The following is a 25,014-nucleotide window of genomic DNA, read 5'->3' as shown; positions in this document are numbered from 1 at the left end:
TGTCTGGCTATTTCTAAAGGAGTTGATCTTAGTAGCTAAAATAGGTGTATTTTGATAGAGAAGTGTTACAATAGGAGCATGATTGAAAACGTAAGAATACTACACTTGAATGACTTACATTCCCATTTTGAACATTACCCTAAGGTGAAGCGCTTCTTTGAGCAGGAGTCTGACGAAGAGAGGGAGATTGTCCGACTAGACCTTGGGGATAATGTCGACAAGAGTCACCCGCTAACTGCTGCAACATCAGGAAGGGCTAATGTTGATCTGATGAATGATTTGAGGTTAGATTTTGCCACTATTGGGAATAATGAAGGGATTGGACTTAGTAAGGCTGAAATAAGCAGTCTTTATGATGAGGCTGACTTTAAGGTTTTGATTGGAAATCTAAAAGATGAGAACGGTCAGCCTTCTTGGGCAACTCCTTATCACATCTATCGGACTGCTGGGGGGACGACAGTTGCCTTTTTAGCCTATACTTTCCCTTACTATCTAACCTATCAGCCCAATGGCTGGCAGGTTGAAGATCCGATTGAGTCACTTAAGAGGGACTTATCGAGAGAAGAGGTAGCTAGTGCGGATGTGATTGTCCTTATGAGTCATCTGGGTCTTCCTTATGATGAGCGTATTGCAAGGGAGTTTGATCAGGTTGATTTGATTATAGGAAGCCACACCCACCACTTGTTGGAAGAAGGTGCTTATCTTGAAGGAACCTACTTAGCAGCTGCGGGACGTTATGGTGAGCATGTTGGTCAGATTGATTTAAGCTTATGTGATGGTCAGTTGACGGATGTCAGAATTTTTGCTCAAGCGATTTCTCAGCTTGGCAGTCAAGCGGGAGATGAGAAATGGGTTGAAGACCGATTGGAACAAGGGCGTCAGCTCTTAGCTAAAGATTCTATCTGTCACTTGCCGTCAAGTTTAGGAGTAGAAGAATCTGCTGACTTGATGATGACAGCGATGAAGCATTATGCTGATGCCAGTCTATCTATAGTGAATTCAGGTCTTGTTGTCAAGGGTTTTGCCCAAGATCTCACGATGGCAGACCTCCAGGAATCTCTGCCTCATCAGATGCGTTTGATCTCTTTAGAGGTTAGCCATGATGAACTCTTAGCGATTTGTCAGGAAATTTTTGCCAAAGAGCCCTTATTGAAGCAACAAAAGATACGTGGGATGGGCTTTAGAGGCAAGCAGTTTGGAAACGTTTTGACGAGTGGATTTACTTACAAAAATGGAAAAATAGTGTATAATAAAAAGGTTATCAATAAATCAGATTGTTACCGTCTCGTTCTCGTGGATCAGTATTATTTTGCTCCTTATTTTGAACGGATTAAGGACAAGGAGGTCAAGCTTCTTTTTCCAGAACTGCTACGAGAAGTGGTGGCAAATGATTTAGGACAATAAAGGTTTGGGAGGGATTATGAGAAAAGAAATCACGGCGGATATGTACAATTACAACAAGTTTCCAGGTCCTCAGTTTGTCTTTTTTGAGAATCAGGTGAAGTGCGATGATTATCAGTTTACGCTTGTTGATAATGTCAAAGATGCCTTTGATGTGACTGTTTTTAATCAGCGCTTTTCGGAAATTCTCCTTAAATATGACTATATTGTTGGCGATTGGGGTAATGAACAATTGCGTTTACGAGGCTTTTATAAGGATAGGCAGGATATCAAGCGATTGAGTCGTATCTCACGCTTAGAGGATTACCTTAAAGAGTATTGCAACTATGGGTGTGCTTACTTTATTCTCGAAAATAGCCAGCCCATCGAGCTTGTCTTTGAAGAAGAGATGCTACCAAAGCGTAAGCGTCGTCGTAAATCAAAATCTAAAGGGGCTGATGCCTCACTGAAACCTTCCACTGACAAAGGAAGGTCTAAGGAGAGAAAATCCTCCTCTCAGTCAACAAAACAAGCTAAGCAAAAGCTTGAACCAACCTTTACCAGTAAGAAGCGTCAGTCATCCCAAAAATCAAGACCAAGACAGCTAGCTGAATCTAGTAAGACGAAGTCTTCTCAGGGACGACAAGCCTTTACCATCCGTAAGAAGCAAGAAAGGAAGCAGTCAGATAGAGCATAATCTGACTCTAAGAGAATGAATATGTCAATGAAACCATCTATTTATACTTTGACTCGTGATGAATTGATCGAGTGGACAATTGAGCACGGTGAGAAAAAGTTCCGCGCCACACAAATCTGGGATTGGCTCTATCGCAAACGCGTGCAGTCATTTGAAGAAATGACCAACATTTCAAAAGAGTTTATTGAAACCTTGAATGCTAATTTCTGCGTCAATCCTTTGAAACAGCGTATCGTTCAAGAATCTAAAGACGGTACGGTTAAATACCTCTTTGAACTACCAGACGGTATGTTGATTGAAACTGTTTTGATGCGTCAGCACTATGGCCTTTCTGTCTGTGTGACGACTCAGGTTGGCTGTAACATCGGTTGTACGTTCTGTGCCAGCGGATTGATCAAAAAACAACGTGACCTTAACAACGGTGAAATCACTGCTCAAATCATGCTCGTTCAAAAATACTTTGATGATCGTGGTGAAGGAGACCGTGTCAGCCACGTGGTTGTTATGGGAATTGGTGAGCCTTTTGATAACTATGACAATGTACTTAAATTCTTGCGTACAATCAATGACGATCACGGCTTAGCTATCGGAGCTCGTCATATTACAGTATCAACATCAGGGCTTGCTCATAAAATTAAGGACTTTGCAAACGAAGGTGTTCAAGTTAACTTGGCAGTATCACTTCATGCACCAAACAATGAGCTTCGTTCAAGTATTATGCGTATCAACCGTTCATTCCCATTGGAAAAATTGTTTGATGCCATCGAATACTATATTGAAACGACTAATCGCCGTGTGACCTTTGAGTACATTATGCTCAGCGAGGTTAATGATCATCCTGAAAATGCTCAGGAATTGGCTGATTTGACTAAAAATATCCGTAAGTTATCTTATATCAACTTGATTCCTTACAACCCTGTTTCAGAGCATGACCAATATAGTCGTTCATCTAAAGAGCGTGTTGCTGCTTTCTATGATGTGCTCAAGAAAAATGGTGTTAACTGTGTTGTTCGTCAAGAACACGGTACAGATATCGATGCTGCTTGTGGCCAATTGCGTTCAAATACCATGAAACGTGATCGCCAAAAAGCAGTTGCGGATACCGCAGGTCAGTAAACGTGTCAGAGCATCTAAGAAAGACCAAGTCACAGTCAGTATGGCTTAAGGGAGCCACAGTTCTTTACGCCCTTATCATTTGCCTGCTTTGCTTTAGTCCTCAGTGGGGAGTGGTAGAAGGCATCAGTACACCAAATATTATTTATTGGGGGCGCCTACGTTTGCTTTTAGTTCCCTTCAACTCTTTGGTGAGCTTGGGACAACTGACTAGTCTAAAGCAGCTTGTTTGGGTGATAGGACAGAATCTTAGTAATGTTTTGTTACTATATCCTTTGGGAGTTTGTCTGATGTTTCTCTCCAATGCATGGCGTAGTGGGAAGAAAAGTCTATGTCTTGGGTTTGCCCTTAGTCTTTTCATTGAATGTACCCAGCTTTTGCTAGATTTTTTGATTGATGCCAATAGGGTTTTTGAAGTTGATGATTTGTGGACCAATAGTTTGGGGATTTTGTTAGCTTACTGGACCTATCGTGTGATTCAAAGTAAGAAATCAGGCTTTTTATAAAAAAGAGATCTCTTGTGATCAGAAAGTGATAACAAAGATCTATTAAGACAGTGAGATGGGGTGCTCTCTCTCACCAAGTAGAGTTCATTTTAACATCTAAACGCAGTGTTTGAATGGTGGTTTCGTTTGCCCTATACGCTCTTGAGCTGATCTATTCAACCAAGTAGAGGTGAGAAAGTGACCTCTTTTTTCTATGTTTATGAGGTGACTGTAGCCTATCAACTGGGTCTTGATAGGAGGTTAGCTCTTGCTATTATCTAAGAAGTGATGTGATTGGATCTGTATCACGCTTTTAGATGAAAATGATGAAGAAAGGAACCTTATGTCTATTGTCAAAAAACTATGGTGGTTTTTTAAATTAGAAAAGAAACGCTATATCTTAGGGATAGTTGCACTGAGTTTAGTGTCCGTTTTGAACCTTATTCCACCAGCTGTTATGGGGAAGGTTATAGATGCGATTACCAGTAAATCCCTAACACAATCGCAATTATTGTGGAACTTGCTGTGGCTCTTGTTGTCAGCTCTTGCCATGTATGGTTTACGTTATCTCTGGAGAATGTATATCTTAGGGACGTCTTATCGCTTGGGACAAATTGTCCGCTCGCGTCTGTTTGAGCAGTTTACTCGAATGTCACCGTCTTTCTATCAAAAATACCGTACGGGAGACTTGATGGCTCATGCTACAAATGATATTAATGCCTTAACACGTCTTGCAGGTGGTGGGGTCATGTCAGCAGTGGACGCTTCCATTACTGCCTTGGTGACTCTGATTACAATGTTCTTTAGCATTTCCTGGCAGATGACCTTGGTCGCTATTATTCCCCTACCTTTTATGGCATTAGCAACGAGTCGTCTGGGAAGAAAAACACATACAGCCTTTGGAGCATCGCAGGCAGCCTTTTCAGAGTTAAACAACAAGGTTCAAGAGTCGGTGTCTGGTATTAAGGTAACCAAGTCCTTTGGCTATCAAGAGAAAGAATTACATTCTTTCCAAGAAACCAATGAAATGACCTTCCAAAAGAACATGACGACAATGACCTACGATACGCTCTGGGATCCTGTTGTTCTCCTCTTTGTTGGAGCCTCCTACGCCTTGACACTATTAGTTGGCTCTCTCATGGTTTCCAAAGGTCAGGTTACCGTGGGGAATTTGGTCACCTTTGTCACTTATCTTGATATGCTAGTTTGGCCTTTGATGGCAGTTGGTTTTTTGTTTAATATGATCCAACGTGGTAATGTCTCTTACGATCGTATCAACGCCCTTTTAGAAGAGGAGTCAGATATCAATGATCCTAAGCAGGCTATCACCAATCCTAAGAATGGTCGTTTGGAGTATGATCTTGAACAGTTTAGCTTTGATCAAGATGAGACTTTGTCAGCGATTCATTTTGCACTTGAAAAGGGACAAACTTTGGGGCTTGTCGGTCAGACTGGTTCAGGAAAGACAGCCTTGATTAAGTTGCTCTTGCGTGAGTATGATGTTGATAAAGGAAAGATTACCTTGGATGGGCATGATATTCGTGACTATAAGCTTGAAGATTTGCGTGGTCTGATAGGATATGTGCCTCAGGATCAGTTCTTATTTGCGACAACTATCCTTGAAAATATCCGCTTTGGAAATCCTGACTTATCGCTTGAAGTGGTTAAAGAAGCGGCTAAATTAGCTCAGGTCTATGATGATATTGAGGCTATGCCAGATGGTTTTGAGACCTTGATTGGTGAGAAAGGTGTCTCACTCTCAGGAGGTCAAAAGCAGCGGATTGCCATGAGTCGTGCTATGATTTTGGATCCTGATATTTTGATTTTGGATGACTCGCTTTCAGCGGTTGATGCCAAGACAGAATATGCGATTATTGATAACCTTAAGGAAACGCGTCAGGACAAGACAACTATTATCATTGCCCACCGTCTCAGCGCAGTCGTCCATGCTGATCTTATCTTGGTATTGCAGGATGGTCATATCATTGAACGAGGTCGTCATGATGACTTGTTGGCTCAAGGTGGTTGGTACGCTGACACTTATGAGTCACAACAACTTGAATTTGATGAAGGAGGTGCTGACCTTGTCTAAAAATTATGATCAATGGCAGGTTTTTAAACGTCTGTTGACCTATTTAAAACCCTATAAGGGATTGACTATTGTCGCCTTGACATTTCTCTTGTTGACAACGGTGGTTCGAAGTGTGATTCCTTTGGTTGCTTCCCACTTCATTGACCAGTACCTCGGCAAGCTAACCCAGCCAGCCTTTCTGATGATTGTGGCTTACTACGGGCTTTATTTGCTTCAGACAGTCATCCAGTACTTGGGAAATCTCTTTTTTGCGCGTGTGTCTTATAGTATTGTAAGGGACATTCGTCGTGATGCCTTCGCTAATATGGAAAAGCTAGGGATGTCTTATTTTGACCGTACACCTGCAGGTTCTATCGTTTCTCGTATCACCAACGATACAGAGACAGTGAGTGATATGTTTTCTGGGCTTTTGTCTAGTTTCATATCAGCTATCTTTATCTTTGTTACGACCCTTTACGCCATGTTGTTATTGGATGTTCGTTTGACAGGTTTGGTAGCCATCTTTTTACCTTTTATTTTTATTTTAGTTAATCTCTATCGTAAGAAGTCTGTTCATGTTATTAGCCGTACGCGTGCTTTGTTATCAGATATCAACGCCAAATTATCTGAGAGTATTGAAGGGATTCGTATTATTCAAGCCTTCAATCAGCAAAAGCGTCTTAAAGCAGAGTTTGATGAAATTAATGAAGATCATGTGACTTATGCCAATCGCTCAATGGCTTTGGATTCTCTCTTTTTGAGACCAGCTATGTCACTTCTTAAGCTGCTCGCTTATGCCGTTCTTATGGCCTATTTTGGCTTTAGAGGGGCTCATATTGGTATCTCAGCAGGTGTCATGTACGCTTTTATCCAGTACATTAACCGTCTTTTTGACCCACTGATTGAGGTGACGCAAAACTTTTCAACCTTGCAAACCTCTATGGTCTCTGCGGGGCGTGTCTTTGACTTGATTGATGAGCGTGGCTATGAGCCGACGCAGGAAAATAGCGGTGCTAAGGTAGTCGATGGGAATATCGAGTTTAAAGAGGTGTCCTTCTCTTATGATGGTAAACATCAGATTTTAGACAAGATTTCCTTTAAGGTTAATAAGGGTGAAACCATTGCCTTTGTTGGACATACAGGCTCTGGTAAATCATCCATCATCAACGTTTTCATGCGTTTTTATGAGTTTGCCTCAGGTCAGGTTCTCTTGGACGGAGTGGATATTCGACAGTACGCTCAAGAAGAGCTACGAGCTAATGTCGGGCTGGTCTTGCAGGATCCTTTCCTCTATCACGGTACTATCAAGTCCAATATTGCCATGTACCAAGACTTATCTGACGATGAGATTAAGGCGGCAGCCGAGTTTGTCGATGCCGACCAATTCATCCAGAAGTTGCCAGACAAGTATGACCAAGCTGTTTCAGAGCGCGGCTCAAGTTTTTCAACAGGTCAGCGTCAGCTATTGGCTTTTGCCAGAACCGTCGCCAGCCAACCCAAGGTGCTTATCCTAGATGAAGCAACTGCCAATATCGACTCAGAGACTGAAGGGATCGTGCAGGCGTCGCTGGCTAAGATGCGTCAGGGTCGCACGACGATTGCTATCGCCCATCGCCTGTCAACCATCCAAGATGCCAACTGCATCTATGTGCTGGATAAGGGGCGTATCATCGAGAGTGGTAATCATGAGGAGCTACTAGCTCTTAAAGGTACTTATTACAAGATGTACCAGCTTCAAGCAGGTTCTATGGGAAATTAGGTTCATTTTTAAGAAGGTTTATCGTTTTATCAGCGATGAATCTTTTTTTGTCATCAAATTGTAAACTAATCAACAGTTACGTCATGAAATAGATAGCTTCTTTGGTTATAATGGAATAAAAGGTTTAAAAGAAGAGCTAGGATTGTCTAAACCAAGTCTGAATTAGATCTCTATAAGGTAAGGGTCGGTTTTTAGGTTTAGGTCATTGTCTCTTTGTTTTATATTGATGTGAAAACCCATGTGTACAATGATATGTTAAGGAGTAAGCCGTTGTCAGAACAAGTATTTCGTCGTCAAGACTCAGAAAATCATTTGACTAAAAGACAGATTAAGATTAAAATCAAAGAACTTGAGTCAGCCTTGAAACAGGCTGAAACGATGGAGCAGGTCCGTCAACTTCAAGACTTGATCAAGACTTATGAGGCTATGTTAGAACAACCAGTGCTAGTGTCGCCTGAAAAAACCTCTAAGAAGAAGCCTTGGTTAAAATACCTCATTGTTTTTATTGTTTTGGCGATTTTGTCAATCATTATTTACCTATTTTGGCAGTTCCAGATTCAAAGCCAAAAATCAGATATGACCAGTAGGTCCACTGGCATAACCATGTCATCAACCAGTACGAGCACTAGTTCAAGCGACACCATAGGTCAAGCCATTTCTGGAGTGCCGTCGTCTCTAGTTGGTACCTGGGGTGGTACAACTACGACTGGTAAGGTGACTTTGATGATTGATGAATCGGGCTATATTACTCGTTATGACAGCACATATGGCTACAGCTATGGACAGATTGAGTCTTACCAATTGGTTGGGAAAGGTCTCTTTAAGTTGAACTTTGTTTCTGGAGATGCTTCAGCCTTTCAATTTGGCCAAGCTGGGACTTCTTATGGTGTCTTGACGTCGTCAGACAGCATCTATCCTCAAGTCTGGCAAACTAGTAGCAATCTTAGTTCAGATTACACAACCTCAAAGGCAACAGCATTTACCAAGGGAGTTTCCTATATTCCAAGCTCAAGTTCTAAGTCATCTAGCAGTAGTTCGTCGTCAAGTTCATCATCGTCAAGTTCATCATCATCAAGTTCATCTTCAAGCTCTTCTTCAACGACGGAAAGCTCTAGTACCACAACATCTGTTGACACAAAGACTTTAACAGAATCTCAAGTCCAGTCATGGGTTTTAGAGACCTATGCTAGTGCTAAAGGCTTGTCAGATAGTGATGAGTCCAACTATTTTGTCAATGTGAAGTCATATGATGATGGTCTTGTTTATGCCAGCGTCAGAAAGACCAGTGACAAAGGAACTCGACTAGCTTTATACCGTGTTAATGCGGATGGAAAACTGGAAGAAGGCAATCTTGACGCAACCAACTGGCACGTGGTCAGTGATAGCTTTAGCTATTAATCAAATGTCAATTAGAAGACAAACTTACTTGTGTAGGTTTGTTTTTTTGATGTTCTTGATGGTTTATTTTTCTTATTTTGTCTCTATCTTTTATGACAAATGTCATGTGATGTCATGACTGTTAGTGCTAATGTCTTGTCATCGTTAATGATAAAATAGCCTTATCAATAGAAATTTGGGAGGATGACGATGATTACAGTTGATCATTTATCGAAAGCGATTAAAGGCAAACCTATTTTATCGGATATTAGTTTTACGATTGAGGCAGGAGACTGTCTGGCTCTTATCGGTCCGAATGGTGCTGGGAAAACGACACTTATGTCTTGTATGTTGGGGGATAAGATTGCTAGTAGGGGGACTGTTTTAGTGGACAATGAAGCTCCCAAATCGAGGGCAAATAAAGAGCAGATAGCCTACCTAGCTCAAGAAAATCTCATTCCTAAAGGATTGAAGGTCAAAGAGTTAATTGCCTTTTTTAGGGCTATTCACCGTGATAGCTTAAGAGAGTCAGAGATAGTTGATTTACTTGGTTTTAGTCCGTTACAATACCATCAACTGGCAGATAATCTGTCTGGTGGGCAAAGACGCTTGTTAGCCTTTGTGCTGTGTCTGATTGGAAAGCCAAACTATCTCTTTTTAGACGAACCAACAGCAGGGATGGATACGACAACCCGTCAACACTTTTGGGAAATTATCGCTGATTTAAAGAAAAAGGGCGTAACGATTGTCTATTCCAGTCATTACATTGAAGAAGTTGAACATACGGCAGATCGGATTTTGGTGTTAAATCAAGGTAAATTGATACGTGATACAACACCTTTTGCCATGCGAAATGAAGAATGTGAGAAGCAGGTCACTCTTTCCTTGGATTTCGAAAACTTGGTTCTTGGATTGAAGAATGTTTATGATGTTAAACAAGGTCGAGATACGGTTCAGTTTATGACAAAAGACTTGGGAAGTGTCTGGGAAAAATTGCAGCAGTCTGGTTGCAGTATTTCAGATATTGAAGTTCAAAACAAGACCTTGCTAAATAGTTTGTTTGATACAACGAGAGGAGATAAGTGATGAAAGCTTTATTGAAAATAGAATGGATTTCAACAGTGAGAAATTGGCAGGTTTTTATTCTGTCAATAGGATTACCAGTTTTCTTCTTTTTATTGTACTCAGGTATGACCATGTCTGATAATCCAGTGGAACAAAAATTGTTTATCAAAGGTTATATGCTGACCATGACAGCTTTTTCCATGTCTAGCTTTGGTTTCTTCAGCTTTCCTGCTATGCTCAAGAGCGATAAAAATGATCATTATTTGACCTATATCGAGCATTCGCCACTGTCTATGTCTTATTATTATTTGGCTAAGGTACTTCGTGTACTTGTGTATTTCTTGATTGCTATTCTTGTGACATTTACTGTTGGTTTCTTCTTTAGACAGGTGTCCATGCCAGTTCGAAGTTGGTTCTTGTCAGTCGTTTTGCTCTTATTATCAGGTTTGGTCTTTTTAGCTTTTGGACTGTTATTTTCGCAGATTAAATCACAACAATTGATGACTGTTTTAGCCAATATTACTTTCTTGGGCTTGGCAATCTTAGGTGGCTCTTGGATGCCAATATCGGTATTTCCAGATTGGGTACAAGCTATTTCAAAACTAACACCAACCTATCATGTCAATCACTTGGTAAAGGCGTTTGCTTTGGACAATGTGTTTGCCTGGCAGTCATTTGTGATCGTGCTCATCTATGCTATAATAGTGGCAGGTTTAGCCTTATTTATCAAAGAAAGACGAGAGATTAACGGATGATTTCTTATATTAAGAAAATCAAATGGGAGCATCCCTTATATTATATGCCCTTGATTTTCATGGTATTTCCATTTACGGGACCTTTTTATTTCCAGTATCCCTTGTGGACACTATTACCTAGTTCGCTCTTTTTAGTCTCTTATCTTTACATCATTCATGCGAGAGTAACTTGGCTAACTAATGTTGTCTGGACTTATCTGTTAGCCTATATCGTGTTTATGACATTGGCGGTTAATGGTGGCATGATGTGGTTTTTCTTTTATACAGTTAATCTCTTGGTTTATCGGTTTGAAGACACTATCAGGTCATATCGTTATCTCTCATTTCTTTTTGCCAATTTCTTGATAACCCTGCTGACCTTGATTTGGGGAGCAGATTTTGGTTCTCGTATCATGGCTATTTTGCTACCACTTATCAATTTTACTCTCGTCTTTTATTGGACAAGGGAGCGAGAGCGTGACAAGCAAGAGAAAGTCATTTTTCAACAACACCAGACCATCAATCTTTTAGCTGCTGAAAATGAGCGTAATCGGATTGGACGTGATTTACATGACAGTCTGGGACACACTTTTGCTATGATGACCTTGAAGACAGAGTTGGCACTCAAGCAGTTGGAGAAGGAAAATCTGACTGCGGTTCAAAAAGAATTGCAGGAGATAAACCACATCAGTCGCCAGTCCATGCAGGAGGTTAGAAGCATTGTCAGCAATCTCAAATACCGTAGCTTCTCAGAGGAGTTGAGGATTTTAGAGGACATGTTTTCGCAGTCTGCGATTGACTTGACGATTGACAATCATCTGGATAGTCAGACTTTATCGCCTGTCTTACAGTCTAGTTTGGTTATGATTGTGAGAGAATTGACCAATAATATCATCAAACACAGTCAGGCCAAGTCAGCTCGTTTGACTGTTTGGCGTGATAAGGGCGTCCATGTGTCTATGACAGATGATGGCTGTGGTTTTAAAGACCTGACCGGTCAGGAGTTGTATTCTATCAAAGAGCGTCTGCAATTGGTCAAGGGAGAGGTTTCGGTGACGTCCTTGAAAAATCCTACTCCGATTGAGGTTGTTTTGTCTGAAGGAGTAAGGGAATGAAGTTATTAGTGGCAGAAGACCAGGCCATGCTCAGAGATGCCATGTGCCAGCTCCTGTTGATGGAGGAAGAGATTGATGAGATTTTTCAAGCTGGGACAGGCTTAGAGGCGCAGCGACTGCTGGAAAAAGAAGCGGTAGATTTGGCTATCTTAGACGTTGAAATGCCCGACTTATCGGGTCTGGATGTCCTAGACTGGTCTAAGAAAAATAAGCCTGACTTAAAAATCATCATCGTGACGACTTTCAAGCGGACAGGGTATTTTCAAAGAGCTGTAAAAGCTGGTGTTGATGCCTATGTGTTAAAAGACCGCTCGACGGCTGAGCTAATGGGGACAATCTCAAAAGTCATGGCAGGACAAAAAGAGTATTCGCCAGAATTGATGGAAAGTCTTTTTGTGGATCCTAACCCACTCAGTTTGCAAGAACAAAAGGTCTTAGACTTGCTTAGTCAGGGTTTGACCAACAAAGAGATCGCAGCAGCACTGTTTTTATCAAACGGAACGGTCCGCAATTATGTCTCTTCAATCTTTAATAAGTTATCGGTCGGAACACGGATTGAAGCCATGACCAAGGCGCGTGATAAGGGATGGTTGGACTGAGACTGAGCTTATTGATTATTTTAAATAACTGTTAATCATTTCAATTCTTAGACGAAGTTTCTAGGGATTGAAGTGATTTTTTTGATTATAAGGAAGCTAGGGGTTGAGAGTAGAAGTTTAGGGGATGTCTTCTGTGTTTATGAATGTCTATATTTCAAAGGTTGAGACAGCAAGTTTTATAAAAATATAAAAAGAAAACGTTTTATTTGACTATTTTCTATCCCATGTTATAATGACAATATAAAAAAAAATAAATATTGTCACTTTGTTTCGTTTTTGGTGAAACAAACGCTTATAGAATTTTCGGAGGAAAAGATTATGTTATGGACAATTTTAGTTGGTGCACTAATTGGTGTGATTGCAGGGACTCTTACTAAAAAAGGTGGCTCAATGGGGTGGATTGCAAATATTTTTGCAGGATTGATTGGTTCCTATGTAGGGCAACTTCTCTTTGGAACTTGGGGACCAAGTCTGGCTGGTATGGCTTTGATTCCTTCTATTATCGGAGCGGTTATTGTTGTAGCAGTGGTCTCATTCTTCTTGTCACGACGTGATTAGTCTTATTAAAAAAGAAATTCAAGGAGGAGATTAAGATGACGAAGCTGTCTAAAACATTGTCGGTTATCCTAGGTCTCATTTTAATCAGTTTTTTATTATCGGTTAGCTATATGTATTTGGACCAGGCAAGCGTTCCGAAAGACATTGCAGATCAATTAGCTTCTTTGAAATTTGACTATTCTTTTGGACAAGATGTTCTATCTGATATTTTAGGAAATTATTTTTTCTGGGGTCCTATTATCATTGTAGTATTTATTGTAATTGCTCTGATATTAATTATTTTTTGGCCAAGAACTTATAGTGAGCTTACGCTAGATAAGTCAAACTCAGGTTCTTTAAAACTTAAAAAATCAGCAATCGAAGGTTATGTTAAGTCCATTGTAGTGGGTCAAGGAGTAATGGCATCTCCTAAAGTTGATGTTAAAATGTATCGAAAAAAATTCAAAGTATCAGTATCGGGGCGAATGATTCCAAGGATAAATGCCATTGAGAAATCAATTCAACTAGAGCAGGATATCCATCATGGTTTAGAGCAATTTTTTGGTATTGATAAGCTAGTTGATTTCACGGTTCTTGTTAAGCACATTGAAGAAAAAGAAAAAACGACCTCAAGTCGTGTAGAGTAGGTGGATAAGATGGATGTGATGACTTTATTAAAAAAATATCGTTACCCAATTGTTGGAGGTTTGCTAGGATTAATCTTTGCGGTTCTCTTGGTAACTTATGGCTTATTTAAGACCATCTTAATTCTAGTTTTTATAGCGCTAGGAATTTACTTAGCTATATTTATAGAACGACGAGACATCTTGGATAATTTATTTAAGAAATAATAGAAAGAGGAAATGACTATGACAACTCAAGATAAAAATACTACTATAAAAGGCCAATTAACTTATGAAGATAAAGTCATTGAGAAAATTGTAGGAATTGCACTAAATTCTGTTGATGGTCTTCTTCAGGCTGATGGTGGCTTCTTCTCTAATATCAAAGATAAATTAGTTAATACTGATACGACTCGCGATGGTGTCAATGTTGAAGTTGGTCAAAAACAAGTCGCTGTAGACCTTGATATTATTGCAGAATACCAAAAAAATGTTCCTAAAATTTACCAAGACATTAAAGAAGTGATTGAACGTGAAGTCAAACGAATGACAGACCTTGATGTTGTTGAGGTCAATGTTAATGTGGTTGATATTAAAACGCGTGAGCAGTTTGATACAGATAAGGTTAGTTTGCAGGACCGTGTGACAGGTGTAGCGCAAGCAACAGGAGAATTCGCAAGTGACCAATACAATAAAGCAACAGATAGCATAGGGAGTTTGACTGAAAAAGAAGAACCACGAGTTATTTAGGAGAGTTTAGTGTTCAAATACTAATAAGTTAGTTTGATAAATGTAATAAGAGTTGTAAGTAGAAAATGAGGTAAACGTTATGTCTGAAGAAAAATTTGATGCAAAATTAGATCAAGTAAAAGGCTCTTTGAAAGAGGGATTCGGTAAATTGACAGGAGATAAAGAGACTGAGTCAGAAGGAAAAGTTGAAAAACTTTCTGGAAAAGCTAAAGAATTTGTTGAAGATGTCAAAGATACTGTCAAAGGTGCTGTTGAAGGCCTAAAAGACAAAAGATAAGTTGTGTTTTAATAACATGACGTAGCTTATCAAAGATACGAGGAGAAAGAGGTAACTATTATGACTGAAACTAAAAAAAATACTGAAAAACAAGCACATGGAACATCTGCACTTAAAGGTGATATCACATATGAGAATAAAGTGATTGAAAAAATCATCGGTAAATCATTGGAGACAGTTGATGGTTTATTGGCTGTAAATGGTGGTTTCTTCACTAATCTTAAAAATAAAGTTGTAAATAGTGAAGATGTCACTGAAGGGATTCATGTTGAAGTTGGAACAAAACAAGTTGCAACAGATTTGAAAATTGTTACAGAATACGGGAAAGATATTCCTGCAATAGTTGATAACATCAAAGCAATCATTTCAGAGCGAGTACTTGAAATGACACATCTTGAAGTTGTCGAAGTTAATGTAGCTGTTGTGGATATTCAGACTAAGGAAGAATTTGAAGCGTCACAAGTAACCTTGCAAGATCGCGTAACAGAGGCTGGAAGAGCGACTGGTGAGTTTGTCTCAGAACAATCTGCCAAAGCCGGAGAAGCCATTTCAAATACAACTGATAAAGTTAAGGCTCAGATTGAAGAGTCGCGGGTTAAATAAAGAAGTTTAGTATGCTTAGTCTGACTACTTTATAAGAGTTGAGGAGGTGTGTCATGTTTAAATTGAATAAAAGGAAAAGAGGGAAAATTGGAACCATTATACAGTTTATTGGAGTATTAATTCCCTTACTTCAATTCATTTATAGTATTATCCGAGATCGTAAACACCATCAATAATTTACAACCTATTTTCTTGGTAGTATGGTAAATCTATAAATAAAACAGGTAAAATACTCTAATAATCACAACTCGCTTCGGTTAATAATGAGACACTTTGAAATTGGATTAAGTGAAGGCATGTAGTCTAAAAATGGCTACATGCTTTTGATGTTTAATTGAAATATCATAGGAGAATTCAAGTTGCTGACTTTAGAAAAAATATGATAAAATATAGATAGACTATCAATTAATGGAAGTGAATGAGAACTGTAATAAACTAAAGGATACTAATAAAATCTAGTGATTGTATTGTTAATTGATGGATTTGTTGTATTTAAAAAGATCATCAAGTATAGTTTGATTTCGACGAAGCTCACCTTTCCAATTTTACTAGAACAGATGTAGCAATCGAAGTCTTTTCGCTGGGGCTAGGGTAATGAAGGAATCGTATAAGGAAATTTTGAGACAATTAGTCCGATGAGTTAGTTTAAAAATCTTTGAGTATGATGTTCTAACCACTTCCTAAATTTATTTTTATTAAATACAAAAAAGAAACTGATTTTTTAATACAGTTTCTTTTCAGTGAGGAGAACAGTATGCCTAATCGAAAAATGGTTAAAGCGTCTAAGTATCAACAGATAGCTGTGGGTATTGCGCAACGTATAGTTGCTGGAGATTATCCTGTTGGAGAAAGTATCAAGTCAAGATCAACCTTATCAAGTATGTTTGGAGTTTCTCCTGAGACAACTAGAAAAGCTTTGAACATTTTAGCTGACTTACACATTGTATCCATTAAACATGGGAGTGGAGCTACGGTACTATCTAAAGAGAGAGCAAATGAATTTTTAGAAAATTTTGAAGCAACCCATTCTCTGAACAACCAGAAAGATAAGATACTGGATAAATTAGACCAACAAGACCTTCTTATGAAAGAACTTCGTGGTATGGTAACGGTTTACTTAGATCAAACAAAACGCGTCCACAAGAAATACCCACTAGAACCCTATAGTTTGAAGATAACAGAAAGTGTAGTATACCTCGGTAAGCAGTTAGGTGAACTCAATGTATGGAGTCATACAAGTGCTACAATTGTAGGGATTGAGCGAGGTAATGAGTTATTGATTTCACCTAGTCCTTATCAAACATTGGAAAAAGGAGATATCGTTTACTTTGTGGGTGAAGAGGAGTCTTATTTAAGAATGAAAAATTTTTTAGGTATCTAAATCTTAGACTAGTGACTACCTAAAACAACGAGGAGAATTAATTTCATTTTATATTGATGCCGTTTTCCCTTATTATCTGTTTTATTTGGGTATTTGGTCTGGAATAAACTAGAAAGCCTTTGCATTTTTCAGAAAATATCGAAAATACCTTGCAATTTAAGGTGAAAGGTGTATAATAGAAGACAAATCAGAAGAAGTACTCTTGGAGTGACGTTCAGAAAGCTGACGGTTGTTGCGAGTCAGTCAAGCTCTATTAGGAAATGGGCTGATAGTGATAAAGTGAAGGTAACACATAGCCTTCAGGTAGGCACCCCTTACAGTGCGAGTCCTTGTTAGAGGATCATGAGATAGTAGTCGCTTAGATGAAGGCTACTCCGTTGAGGTGGTACCGTATTAAACTCGATTTAATGCCCTCACACAGATGTTTTCTGTGTGAGGTTTTTTGTTTATTCTAATGAAGACAAATAACCACAAGAAAGATAGAAAGAGGAACCAATAGATGCGTAAAATTTTGACTGCTGATACCTTGACACCAATTCTTGCTTACATGCGTGTGCAAGGTGAACATAAGGTTATCCTTGAGTCCATTCCTCGTGAGAAAGAAAATGCCCGCTTCTCCATTGTCGCTTATAATCCCGTTTTTGAAGTCAAGTACGACAAGGGTATTTTGACAGAAAATGGCAAAGCGGTTGATCAAGATCCTTTGGATTATTTGAACGCTTTAACAGTCAAAGGGTCAAGTACAGATCTGCCTTTTGGTGGCGGTGCCATTGGTTTTGTTGGCTATGACATGATTAGCCTCTATGAAAATATTGGTGAGCTTCCAGAGGACACCATTGGCACTCCTGATATGCACTTCTTTGTCTATGAGTCTTATCTAGTCTTTGACCACAAGAAAGAAAAGGTCTATGTGGTTGAGGATAATATCTATAGCCACCGTGACAATGATGCCGTGCGTCAAGCTCTCGGTCAGGTGGTGTCAGATTTACAGACCCAGGCAGCCAACGAATTTAGCCCACAAGACTTACATGCTCTGCAATTTTCAAACCATATCGAAAAAGAGATATTTGAAGACATGGTAGCGAAAGCCAAACGTCTCATTCGTGAGGGGGATATGTTCCAGTGCGTGCTTAGTCAGCGTTTCTCAAGTCCTTTTGATGGTGACCCGTTGGACTACTACCGTAACTTACGTGTGACCAACCCATCTAACTACCTCTATTTCTATGATTTTGGGGATTATCAGATTATTGGGGCAAGTCCTGAAAGTTTGGTCTCAGTCAAAGATGGTGTGGTAACGACTAACCCGATTGCAGGGACCCGTCATCGTGGTGCCAACGAGGAAGAAGACCAAGCTTTAGCAGAAGACCTCTTGGCAGACATCAAGGAAACTGCGGAGCACCGCATGTTGGTTGACCTTGGACGAAATGACATCGGTCGCATTGCCACAAATGGTAGCGTTCAAGTGACCAAGTACATGGAGGTGGAGTACTTCCGTTATGTCATGCATTTGACCAGTGTGGTTAAGGGACAGCTCCTTCCAGAGCTCAATGCCATGGATGCCCTCAAGGCGACCCTTCCAGCAGGTACGGTATCAGGAGCTCCTAAGATTCGTGCCATGAAGCGTATCTATGAGTTGGAACAAGAAAAGCGTGGCGTTTATGCTGGAGCAATCGGCTACCTGTCAGCTACTGGTGACATGGATTTTGCCATTGCTATTCGTACCATGATTTTGAAAAATAGCAGAGCTTACGTCCAGGCTGGGGCAGGTATTGTCTACGACAGTATCCCAGAAAATGAGTTTTACGAAACTATCAATAAGGCAAAAGCCATGACAAGAATAGGAGATGTGCAATGATTTTATTGATTGATAACTACGATTCCTTTACCTATAATTTAGCTCAGTATCTGGGAACCTTTACAGAGGTCAAGGTCTTGAGAAATGATGACGATAGTCTCTATGAAGAGGCTGAAAAAGCAGATGGTCTTGTTTTCTCACCAGGTCCAGGTTGGCCAGCCGATGCTGGAAAAATGGAAGACATGATTCGAGATTTTGCAGGTAAAAAGCCGATTCTAGGAGTTTGTCTAGGGCATCAAGCCATCGCTGAAACCTTTGGCGGAAAGCTAGGTCTAGCTAAGAATGTCATGCACGGTAAGCAGAGCAATATCACCTTTGAAGCACCGTCACCAATTTATGATGGGATTGCTAATGACGTGCCAATCATGCGTTACCACTCCATTGTTGTTGATGAGATGCCAGCCGATTTTGAAGTGACAGCCATTACAACAGATGACAAGGAAATCATGGCAATTCAGCACAAAAACTTGCCAATCTACGGTCTTCAGTATCACCCAGAAAGTATCGGTTCACCAGATGGGCTTAAAATGATTGAAAACTTTATCAAGATTGTTGAAAACGAAGAGGAGAAGAGCTGATGAAAGAAATCTTTACCCAAATTGCTAATAAAGAAGATTTAAGTCAAGAGCAAGTGGAAGCTTTGTTTGATGATATTCTCAATGACCGCCTTAATGAGTCACAAATTGCAGCTTTTCTGATGGGGCTAAAGGTCAAGGGAGAGACGGCAGATGAGATTACCGGCATCGTGCGAGCACTGAAAAAACATGCGGTCGTTCTGCCAGAAACTTATACTGATGCCATGGACAACTGTGGTACAGGTGGTGACCAGTCTTACAGTTTCAATATTTCAACTACTGTTTGCTTTGTTCTCGCTGCGGGAGGCATTCGTGTGGCTAAGGCTGGTAATCGCTCGGTATCTTCTAAGTCTGGTTCAGCTGATGTCCTTGAGGCACTTGGCATTAACATCGCAGCCAGTCCAGAAGTCCTCAACAAGGCTTTGAAAGAAGTCGGACTTGCTTTCATTTTTGCTCAAAGCATGCACCCAGCTATGCGTTTTATTGGACCTGCTCGTCAGTCATTGGGTATTCCAACCATTATGAACTTGGTGGGGCCTTTGGCAAATCCGCTTGACCTTGAAACACAGCTCATGGGTCTCTACCGTCAAGAGTTGCAGGAGACCCTGGCACAGGTTATGGACAAGTTGGGACGTCAGCGTGCCATTATCATCACAGGTCCAGATAATATGGATGAGGCTGCCCTCTACGGTGTCAACCACTACACCCTTTTGGACAATGGTGTCATCAGTCAGCACAGCTTTACCTATGAAGACCTCGGTATGCCTAAGGTTGAGCTTGCTGACATCACAGGTGGCGATGCCAAGGAAAATGCCGAGATTCTCCTTAGTGTCTTGCGTGGTGAGGCTAGCCCTTACCTTGAGACGACAGTCCTTAATGCGGGCCTTGGTTTTTATGCCAATGGCAAAGCTAACAGCTTGAAAGAGGGTGTTGACCTTGCTCGTCAGCTGATTGCAGATGGCTCAGCCCTTGCTAAATTTGAAGCGCTTAAAGAGGTGCAAGCATGAGTAAGACCTTCCTACCAACTATTTTAGAAGCTAAGGAAAAAGAGGTGGCAGAGCTTGTTATGGAGGACTTGCAGCCTCTTCGCCAGACCTACTCTTTTTACCAATTTTTAAAAGAGAATCCTCAAAAACTTCAGATTATTTCAGAAGTTAAGAAAGCCAGCCCAAGCATGGGAGATATCAATTTGGACGTAGACATTGTTGCCCAAGCCAAGACTTATGAGAAAAATGGGGCGGCCATGATTTCAGTCTTGACAGACCAAGTCTTCTTCAAGGGAGACATTGATTTTCTCCGTCAGATTTCTAGTCAGGTTGCCATTCCGACCTTGGCTAAGGACTTCATCATTGATGAGAAGCAGATTGTGCGTTCTCGTAATGCAGGGGCGACGGTTATTCTCTTGATTGTGGCTGCTCTGCCAGAGAGTCGCCTCAAAGAACTCTACGACTTTGCGACTGGTTTGGGGCTGGAAGTCTTGGTTGAAACCCACAATCTGCCTGAGTTAGAAGTGGCTCACCGCATCGGTGCCAAGATTATCGGTGTCAACAATCGTAATTTGGTGACCTTTGAAGTTGACCTCAATACCAGTCTTGAGCTATCAAGGCATTTCAAGGCAGAACCCGTCTACATCTCTGAGTCAGCTATCTTCACAGGAGAAGATGCCAGTCTAGTTGCTCCATTTTTCGATGGTATCCTAGTCGGAACAGCCCTCATGCAGGCTGACAATGTCGCTGAAAAAGTGAAGGAGCTTGCCGTTGCTAAAGGTTAAAATTTGTGGACTGTCTGACGAGAAGGCTGTCGCTCAGGCGGTAAATAGCGGAGCAGACTACATTGGTTTTGTACTGGCCCCCAGCAAGCGTCAGGTTAGTCTTGAACAGGCTCATGACCTAGCCCAAGCCATTCCAAAAAATGTTAAAAAAGTCGGTGTCTTTGTCAGTCCTAGCCTGGCTGAACTGAAAGAGGCGATTGCAGCTATCCCTCTAGATGTGGTTCAGGTGCATGGTGACTTTGATGACCAGATTTTTGACCAGTTGACGGTGCCCAGCATCAGAGCCCTTCAAGTGACTGATAGCGACACGGTACTTGATAGCAAGGCTGACTTCCTACTCTTTGATGCGCCAGTAGCTGGTTCTGGTCAGACCTTTGATTGGAACCTATTGGCGGATAAGGATATCAAAAAGCCTTACTTTATCGCTGGCGGTCTGACGGCTGATAATGTGGCAGAAGCGATAGCTCTTTTTCAACCCTACGCTGTTGATGTGTCGTCAGGTGTGGAGACAGACGGTGTCAAAGATTTAGATAAAATTGCAAGATTTATAGAAAGTGTGAAAAAATGACCTATAATCAACCAGATAACAAAGGATTTTACGGACGATTTGGTGGACAATTTGTCCCTGAAACGCTGATGACAGCCGTCATTGAGCTTGACGAGGCTTATCGTGAAGCCAAATCAGACCCGAGCTTTCAAGAGGAGCTAGATGCCCTGCTTAAAAACTATGTGGGTCGTGAGACACCGCTTTATTACGCAGAGCGTCTGACCCAGCATATCGGTGGGGCTAAAATCTACCTCAAACGTGAGGACCTCAACCATACAGGTGCCCACAAAATCAACAATGCCCTTGGTCAAGTTCTTCTTGCCAAACGTATGGGCAAAAAGAAAATCATCGCTGAAACCGGTGCTGGTCAGCACGGTGTTGCCACAGCCACAGCAGCAGCCCTTTTTGATATGGAATGTACGATCTACATGGGTGAAGAAGATGTGAAACGCCAATCTCTCAACGTTTTTCGTATGGAATTGCTTGGCGCTAAGGTCTTTTCAGTGACGGACGGCTCTCGTGTGTTGAAAGATGCGGTTAATGCAGCCCTTCGTGCTTGGGTGGCTAATATTGATGATACACACTACATCATGGGCTCAGCTCTTGGACCAGCACCATTCCCAGAAATCGTGCGTGATTTCCAATCCGTTATCGGGAAAGAAGCCAAACGCCAGTACGCTGAAGTCTCAGGTGGTCAATTGCCAGATGCCGTTTTAGCTTGTATCGGTGGTGGTTCAAACGCCATCGGTCTTTTCCACCCATTTGTCGAAGACGAATCAGTTGCCATGTACGGTGCAGAAGCTTCAGGTCTTGGACTTGATACGGAAAAACATGCAGCAACCTTTGCCAAAGGTCGCCCAGGTATCCTGCACGGTGCCCTTATGGAAGTTCTTCAAGACGAGCACGGTCAAATCATGGAAGCTTTCTCAATCTCAGCTGGTCTTGACTACCCAGGGATTGGTCCAGAGCACTGCTATTTCAATGATATCGGTCGCGCTACCTACGACTCTATCACTGACGACGAGGCTTTGGAAGGCTTCAAATTACTCTCACGTCTTGAAGGAATTATCCCTGCACTTGAGTCTAGCCATGCCATTGCCCTCACGCAGAAGGTCGCTAAGGAGCTAGGCCCTGACAAGTCTATCATCGTCTGCCTATCAGGTCGCGGTGACAAGGATGTCATGCAGGTGAAAGAACGTTTGGAAGCAGAAAAGGAGTAAGCCATGACAAAGACATTGACCCAAAAGTTGGAAAGCATTAAGGCAGCAAAAAAAGGGATTTTCGTCCCTTATATCATGGCAGGAGACCATGCCAAAGGTTTGGACGGTCTCTTTGATACCATTGCTTTTTTGGAAAATAGCGGCGCTTCTGCCATTGAAGTCGGTATTCCTTGGTCAGACCCAGTAGCTGACGGTCCAGTCATCGAATTGGCAGGGCAACGTAGTCTGGCAAAAGGAGTCACCTTGACTGCCATCGTTAAAAAATTACAGGAAAAACAAAGCCAAGTACCTTTGGTTATCATGACTTATATCAACCCTGTTTACCAATACGGCATTGAACAATTCATCGCTGATTTGAAAGAAACATCTGTTAAAGGCTTGATTATCCCTGACCTGCCACATGAACACGAAGATATGATTAAGCCTTTCTTGGCAGATACGGACATCGCTCTTGTTCCGCTTGTTAGTTTGACAACAGGGATTGACCGTCAAAAGACTTTGATTGACGGAGCAGAAGGTTTTATCTACGCTGTTGCTATTAACGGGGTGACTGGTAAGGCAGGAAACTACCGTGATGATCTCGATAAACACTTGGCGAATCTGACAGAACTCGCTGACATTCCAGTCTTGACAGGATTTGGGGTGTCAACAGAAGAAGATATCGCTCGTTTCAACAAAGTTTCAGACGGTGTTATCGTCGGAACTAAGATTGTCAAAGGCTTACATGAAGGCAAAGACCAAGAAATTGCAGACTTTGTCACATATGGTTCTTCTTATCAGAAGTAAAGACTAACATTAAATTAAGATACCCCTTTATCACCTGATGTTCGTAAAAGGAAATAGTTGCGACAGGTAAGTGATTGAAGAGGTGTCTTTTTGAATATCATTAGTTGAGTTCATCAAATATTGTGTTTATTTTATTAAGTATTTTAATTGCTTTAAGTGTCATATATGTGATAAACTTAGTACACATTTAGATTAAAATGTATTGCAATATAATCAAAAGGAGAAAAAGAATGGCATTTTATCATTATCTTTTACTTTTTTTGTTTGGTATTTTCATTGAATTTTCCATCTTATCTATTGTTTACTATACCTATGTCACGCTATCCAATCAAAAATGGTCTCTAAAAGAGAGTGTAGTTATTTTTATCCTTCTCTTTTGCCTCTCATTTTTTTTAAAAGATAAGATGTTGATTGTTCATCTAATGGTATTTGGTGGTTTGAGTTGGTGGCAGAATCGAGAAAAAGAGTGGCGTTATCGCCTTTACTACGGCTTTTTTTCAGTATTATACGTTGATCTTTGGTCTCGATTTTACGCCTTGGTATTATTTACCTATCTGTTTTCTTTATCTATTGAAGAAGTTAATAAGAGTTTGATTTTATATATACTATCCTACCTTTTAGTATTTCCAACCTATTTTATTAGTCGTAGTATCCTACCAAAAGCAAACTCAACAGTTGACCTTTACAATCCAAATGATAAACGCGAGCTACACTATCTAAATATTGTTTTATATGGAATGCTTGCTTATTTTTTGATTGTTTATCTTGTTCCGATGATTTTGGGAGAGAAGTATTACTTTTACCTCATGGGACATGTCCCACTGTTAGCATCTTATAGAAAGACCTCTGTCTTTTTATTTGCCTTATCGACAGCTTGGTTATTGTCTTATCGTGATCAATTTTTAAAATTGCAACTACGAGAACGTTTGAAACAACAATATGATGAACGGTTACAAAACTTAGAAAATTATGGAAAGCAACTAGAAGTTATCTACAAAAGCCTGTCTCACTTTAAGTTGAAGTCAGAAGGAGAGTTAAAAGAATTTGAGAGGATTCTAAATCAGAATGATTTAGATTTAGCTAATCACTGTTTTGATGAGATTTTATCAGACTCACATACCTTTGATCGAAATTATTATAGTTTGACCAAGTTATCCCATTTACAAATCACCTCTCTAAAAAGCTATTTAGCTTCTAAGATTATCTCAGGTGAGGAAGAAGGCATTGAGATTAATGTAGAACTTCCAGATCTTATTTCAAGCACTCCCTTGACTGAATTAGAGCTGGTGCGTATTGTTTCCATTTTTTGGGACAATGCCATTGAGGCAACGCGTCTAAGTGATAAGCCCCAGTTGAATTTTGCCTTTTTTGAAGTTGATAATCAATTGATGGTTATTGTTGAAAATACGACCAAGGAGGATCAACTGGATATTGGTAATATCTTTGACGAAGGGTATTCAAGCAAGGGAAATGATAGAGGGGTTGGCTTATGGACAGTTCAAAAAATCCTAAATGCTTATCCAAACATTAGTTTGATTACAGAAAGTAAGAAAAATCGTTTTAGCCAACGTTTGATTATGTCTCTTGAGGAGAAAAATACTATTTTGAGGTAGTCAATGATAGATTATATATCTTTTCTTTTATCCTTTTTTTTGTTTTACTTGATTTTATTCTGCGTTAACTGGGTGATATTT

At 40.4% G+C, this 25,014-nt stretch carries 26 protein-coding genes; all 26 read left to right on the top strand.

Features of this window, described 5'->3' with window-relative positions; translation table 11 throughout:
• The first annotated feature begins 78 nt into the window (after window positions 1-78).
• Window positions 79-1,404: a bifunctional metallophosphatase/5'-nucleotidase gene (locus JOC31_RS01180; RefSeq protein ID WP_205016395.1), complete on the top strand. Its 1,326-nt coding sequence runs from the start codon at window positions 79-81 to the stop codon at window positions 1,402-1,404.
• Window positions 1,405-1,420: 16 nt separating this feature from the next.
• The gene (locus JOC31_RS01175; protein ID WP_205016394.1) at window positions 1,421-2,077 is read left to right on the top strand and encodes a YutD family protein; all 657 of its coding nucleotides are present in this window, start codon (window positions 1,421-1,423) and stop codon (window positions 2,075-2,077) included.
• Between the two features lie 27 nt (window positions 2,078-2,104).
• Entirely contained in the window at window positions 2,105-3,193 is a 1,089-nt protein-coding gene (gene rlmN / locus JOC31_RS01170) for a dual-specificity RNA methyltransferase RlmN (protein ID WP_205016413.1), read from the top strand.
• 2 nt (window positions 3,194-3,195) lie between these two features.
• Entirely contained in the window at window positions 3,196-3,696 is a 501-nt protein-coding gene (locus JOC31_RS01165; protein WP_205016393.1) for a VanZ family protein, read from the top strand.
• 322 nt (window positions 3,697-4,018) lie between these two features.
• Window positions 4,019-5,767, top strand: a complete 1,749-nt coding sequence (locus JOC31_RS01160) for an ABC transporter ATP-binding protein (RefSeq protein ID WP_205016392.1) — start codon at window positions 4,019-4,021, stop codon at window positions 5,765-5,767.
• Complete coding sequence (locus JOC31_RS01155; protein ID WP_239551614.1) at window positions 5,760-7,505, top strand: ABC transporter ATP-binding protein; 1,746 nt, start codon at window positions 5,760-5,762, stop codon at window positions 7,503-7,505. The genes JOC31_RS01160 and JOC31_RS01155 overlap by 8 nt, the downstream gene beginning before the upstream one ends.
• Window positions 7,506-7,775: 270 nt before the next feature.
• Window positions 7,776-8,903, top strand: coding sequence for a hypothetical protein (locus JOC31_RS01150; protein ID WP_205016391.1), 1,128 nt, complete (start codon window positions 7,776-7,778; stop codon window positions 8,901-8,903).
• Between the two features lie 189 nt (window positions 8,904-9,092).
• Window positions 9,093-9,968, top strand: coding sequence for an ABC transporter ATP-binding protein (locus JOC31_RS01145; protein WP_386705148.1), 876 nt, complete (start codon window positions 9,093-9,095; stop codon window positions 9,966-9,968).
• Window positions 9,968-10,702, top strand: coding sequence for an ABC transporter permease (locus tag JOC31_RS01140; RefSeq protein ID WP_205016389.1), 735 nt, complete (start codon window positions 9,968-9,970; stop codon window positions 10,700-10,702). The genes JOC31_RS01145 and JOC31_RS01140 overlap by 1 nt, the downstream gene beginning before the upstream one ends.
• A complete protein-coding gene (locus JOC31_RS01135) occupies window positions 10,699-11,796 on the top strand; it encodes a sensor histidine kinase (RefSeq protein ID WP_205016388.1) in 1,098 nt (365 codons plus the stop codon). The genes JOC31_RS01140 and JOC31_RS01135 overlap by 4 nt, the downstream gene beginning before the upstream one ends.
• Window positions 11,793-12,395 (top strand): response regulator transcription factor, encoded by a 603-nt coding sequence (locus JOC31_RS01130; protein ID WP_205016387.1) that lies wholly within the window; start codon window positions 11,793-11,795, stop codon window positions 12,393-12,395. Before JOC31_RS01135 ends, JOC31_RS01130 begins: the two co-directional genes overlap by 4 nt.
• A 318-nt stretch (window positions 12,396-12,713) precedes the next feature.
• On the top strand, window positions 12,714-12,953 hold the full coding sequence (locus tag JOC31_RS01125; RefSeq protein WP_205016386.1) for a GlsB/YeaQ/YmgE family stress response membrane protein: 240 nt from the start codon (window positions 12,714-12,716) through the stop codon (window positions 12,951-12,953).
• Between the two features lie 35 nt (window positions 12,954-12,988).
• Window positions 12,989-13,579: an alkaline shock response membrane anchor protein AmaP gene (gene amaP / locus JOC31_RS01120; RefSeq protein WP_205016385.1), complete on the top strand. Its 591-nt coding sequence runs from the start codon at window positions 12,989-12,991 to the stop codon at window positions 13,577-13,579.
• Between the two features lie 9 nt (window positions 13,580-13,588).
• Window positions 13,589-13,783: a DUF2273 domain-containing protein gene (locus JOC31_RS01115; protein ID WP_338058821.1), complete on the top strand. Its 195-nt coding sequence runs from the start codon at window positions 13,589-13,591 to the stop codon at window positions 13,781-13,783.
• An 18-nt stretch (window positions 13,784-13,801) separates the two neighbouring features.
• Window positions 13,802-14,305: an Asp23/Gls24 family envelope stress response protein gene (locus JOC31_RS01110; protein WP_205016384.1), complete on the top strand. Its 504-nt coding sequence runs from the start codon at window positions 13,802-13,804 to the stop codon at window positions 14,303-14,305.
• Window positions 14,306-14,384: 79 nt separating this feature from the next.
• Complete coding sequence (locus tag JOC31_RS01105; RefSeq protein ID WP_205016383.1) at window positions 14,385-14,582, top strand: CsbD family protein; 198 nt, start codon at window positions 14,385-14,387, stop codon at window positions 14,580-14,582.
• A 60-nt stretch (window positions 14,583-14,642) separates the two neighbouring features.
• A complete protein-coding gene (locus tag JOC31_RS01100; protein WP_205016382.1) occupies window positions 14,643-15,185 on the top strand; it encodes an Asp23/Gls24 family envelope stress response protein in 543 nt (180 codons plus the stop codon).
• A 754-nt stretch (window positions 15,186-15,939) separates the two neighbouring features.
• Window positions 15,940-16,566, top strand: a complete 627-nt coding sequence (locus JOC31_RS01095; protein WP_205016381.1) for a GntR family transcriptional regulator — start codon at window positions 15,940-15,942, stop codon at window positions 16,564-16,566.
• A 499-nt stretch (window positions 16,567-17,065) separates the two neighbouring features.
• On the top strand, window positions 17,066-18,421 hold the full coding sequence (gene trpE, locus JOC31_RS01090; RefSeq protein ID WP_205016380.1) for an anthranilate synthase component I: 1,356 nt from the start codon (window positions 17,066-17,068) through the stop codon (window positions 18,419-18,421).
• Window positions 18,418-18,999, top strand: a complete 582-nt coding sequence (locus JOC31_RS01085; protein ID WP_205016379.1) for an aminodeoxychorismate/anthranilate synthase component II — start codon at window positions 18,418-18,420, stop codon at window positions 18,997-18,999. Before trpE ends, JOC31_RS01085 begins: the two co-directional genes overlap by 4 nt.
• Window positions 18,999-20,003 (top strand): anthranilate phosphoribosyltransferase, encoded by a 1,005-nt coding sequence (gene trpD, locus JOC31_RS01080; RefSeq protein ID WP_205016378.1) that lies wholly within the window; start codon window positions 18,999-19,001, stop codon window positions 20,001-20,003. The genes JOC31_RS01085 and trpD overlap by 1 nt, the downstream gene beginning before the upstream one ends.
• Window positions 20,000-20,767 carry an indole-3-glycerol phosphate synthase TrpC gene (gene trpC, locus JOC31_RS01075; protein WP_205016377.1) on the top strand — a complete coding sequence of 256 codons (768 nt, stop codon included), beginning with the start codon at window positions 20,000-20,002 and terminating at the stop codon, window positions 20,765-20,767. The genes trpD and trpC overlap by 4 nt, the downstream gene beginning before the upstream one ends.
• Window positions 20,754-21,335: a phosphoribosylanthranilate isomerase gene (locus JOC31_RS01070; RefSeq protein ID WP_205016376.1), complete on the top strand. Its 582-nt coding sequence runs from the start codon at window positions 20,754-20,756 to the stop codon at window positions 21,333-21,335. Before trpC ends, JOC31_RS01070 begins: the two co-directional genes overlap by 14 nt.
• Window positions 21,332-22,534 carry a tryptophan synthase subunit beta gene (trpB, locus tag JOC31_RS01065; RefSeq protein ID WP_205016375.1) on the top strand — a complete coding sequence of 401 codons (1,203 nt, stop codon included), beginning with the start codon at window positions 21,332-21,334 and terminating at the stop codon, window positions 22,532-22,534. The genes JOC31_RS01070 and trpB overlap by 4 nt, the downstream gene beginning before the upstream one ends.
• 3 nt (window positions 22,535-22,537) lie before the next feature.
• Complete coding sequence (gene trpA / locus JOC31_RS01060; RefSeq protein ID WP_205016374.1) at window positions 22,538-23,320, top strand: tryptophan synthase subunit alpha; 783 nt, start codon at window positions 22,538-22,540, stop codon at window positions 23,318-23,320.
• Window positions 23,321-23,550: 230 nt separating this feature from the next.
• Window positions 23,551-24,933 (top strand): GHKL domain-containing protein, encoded by a 1,383-nt coding sequence (locus JOC31_RS01055; protein ID WP_205016373.1) that lies wholly within the window; start codon window positions 23,551-23,553, stop codon window positions 24,931-24,933.
• Window positions 24,934-25,014 lie beyond the last annotated feature (81 nt).

The organism is Streptococcus saliviloxodontae, from assembly GCF_016908655.1.
In the GTDB taxonomy this organism is placed as follows: domain Bacteria; phylum Bacillota; class Bacilli; order Lactobacillales; family Streptococcaceae; genus Streptococcus; species Streptococcus saliviloxodontae.
The sequence above is the reverse complement of the archived record's forward strand: the minus strand, read 5'-3'. Positions and strand labels throughout refer to the sequence as shown.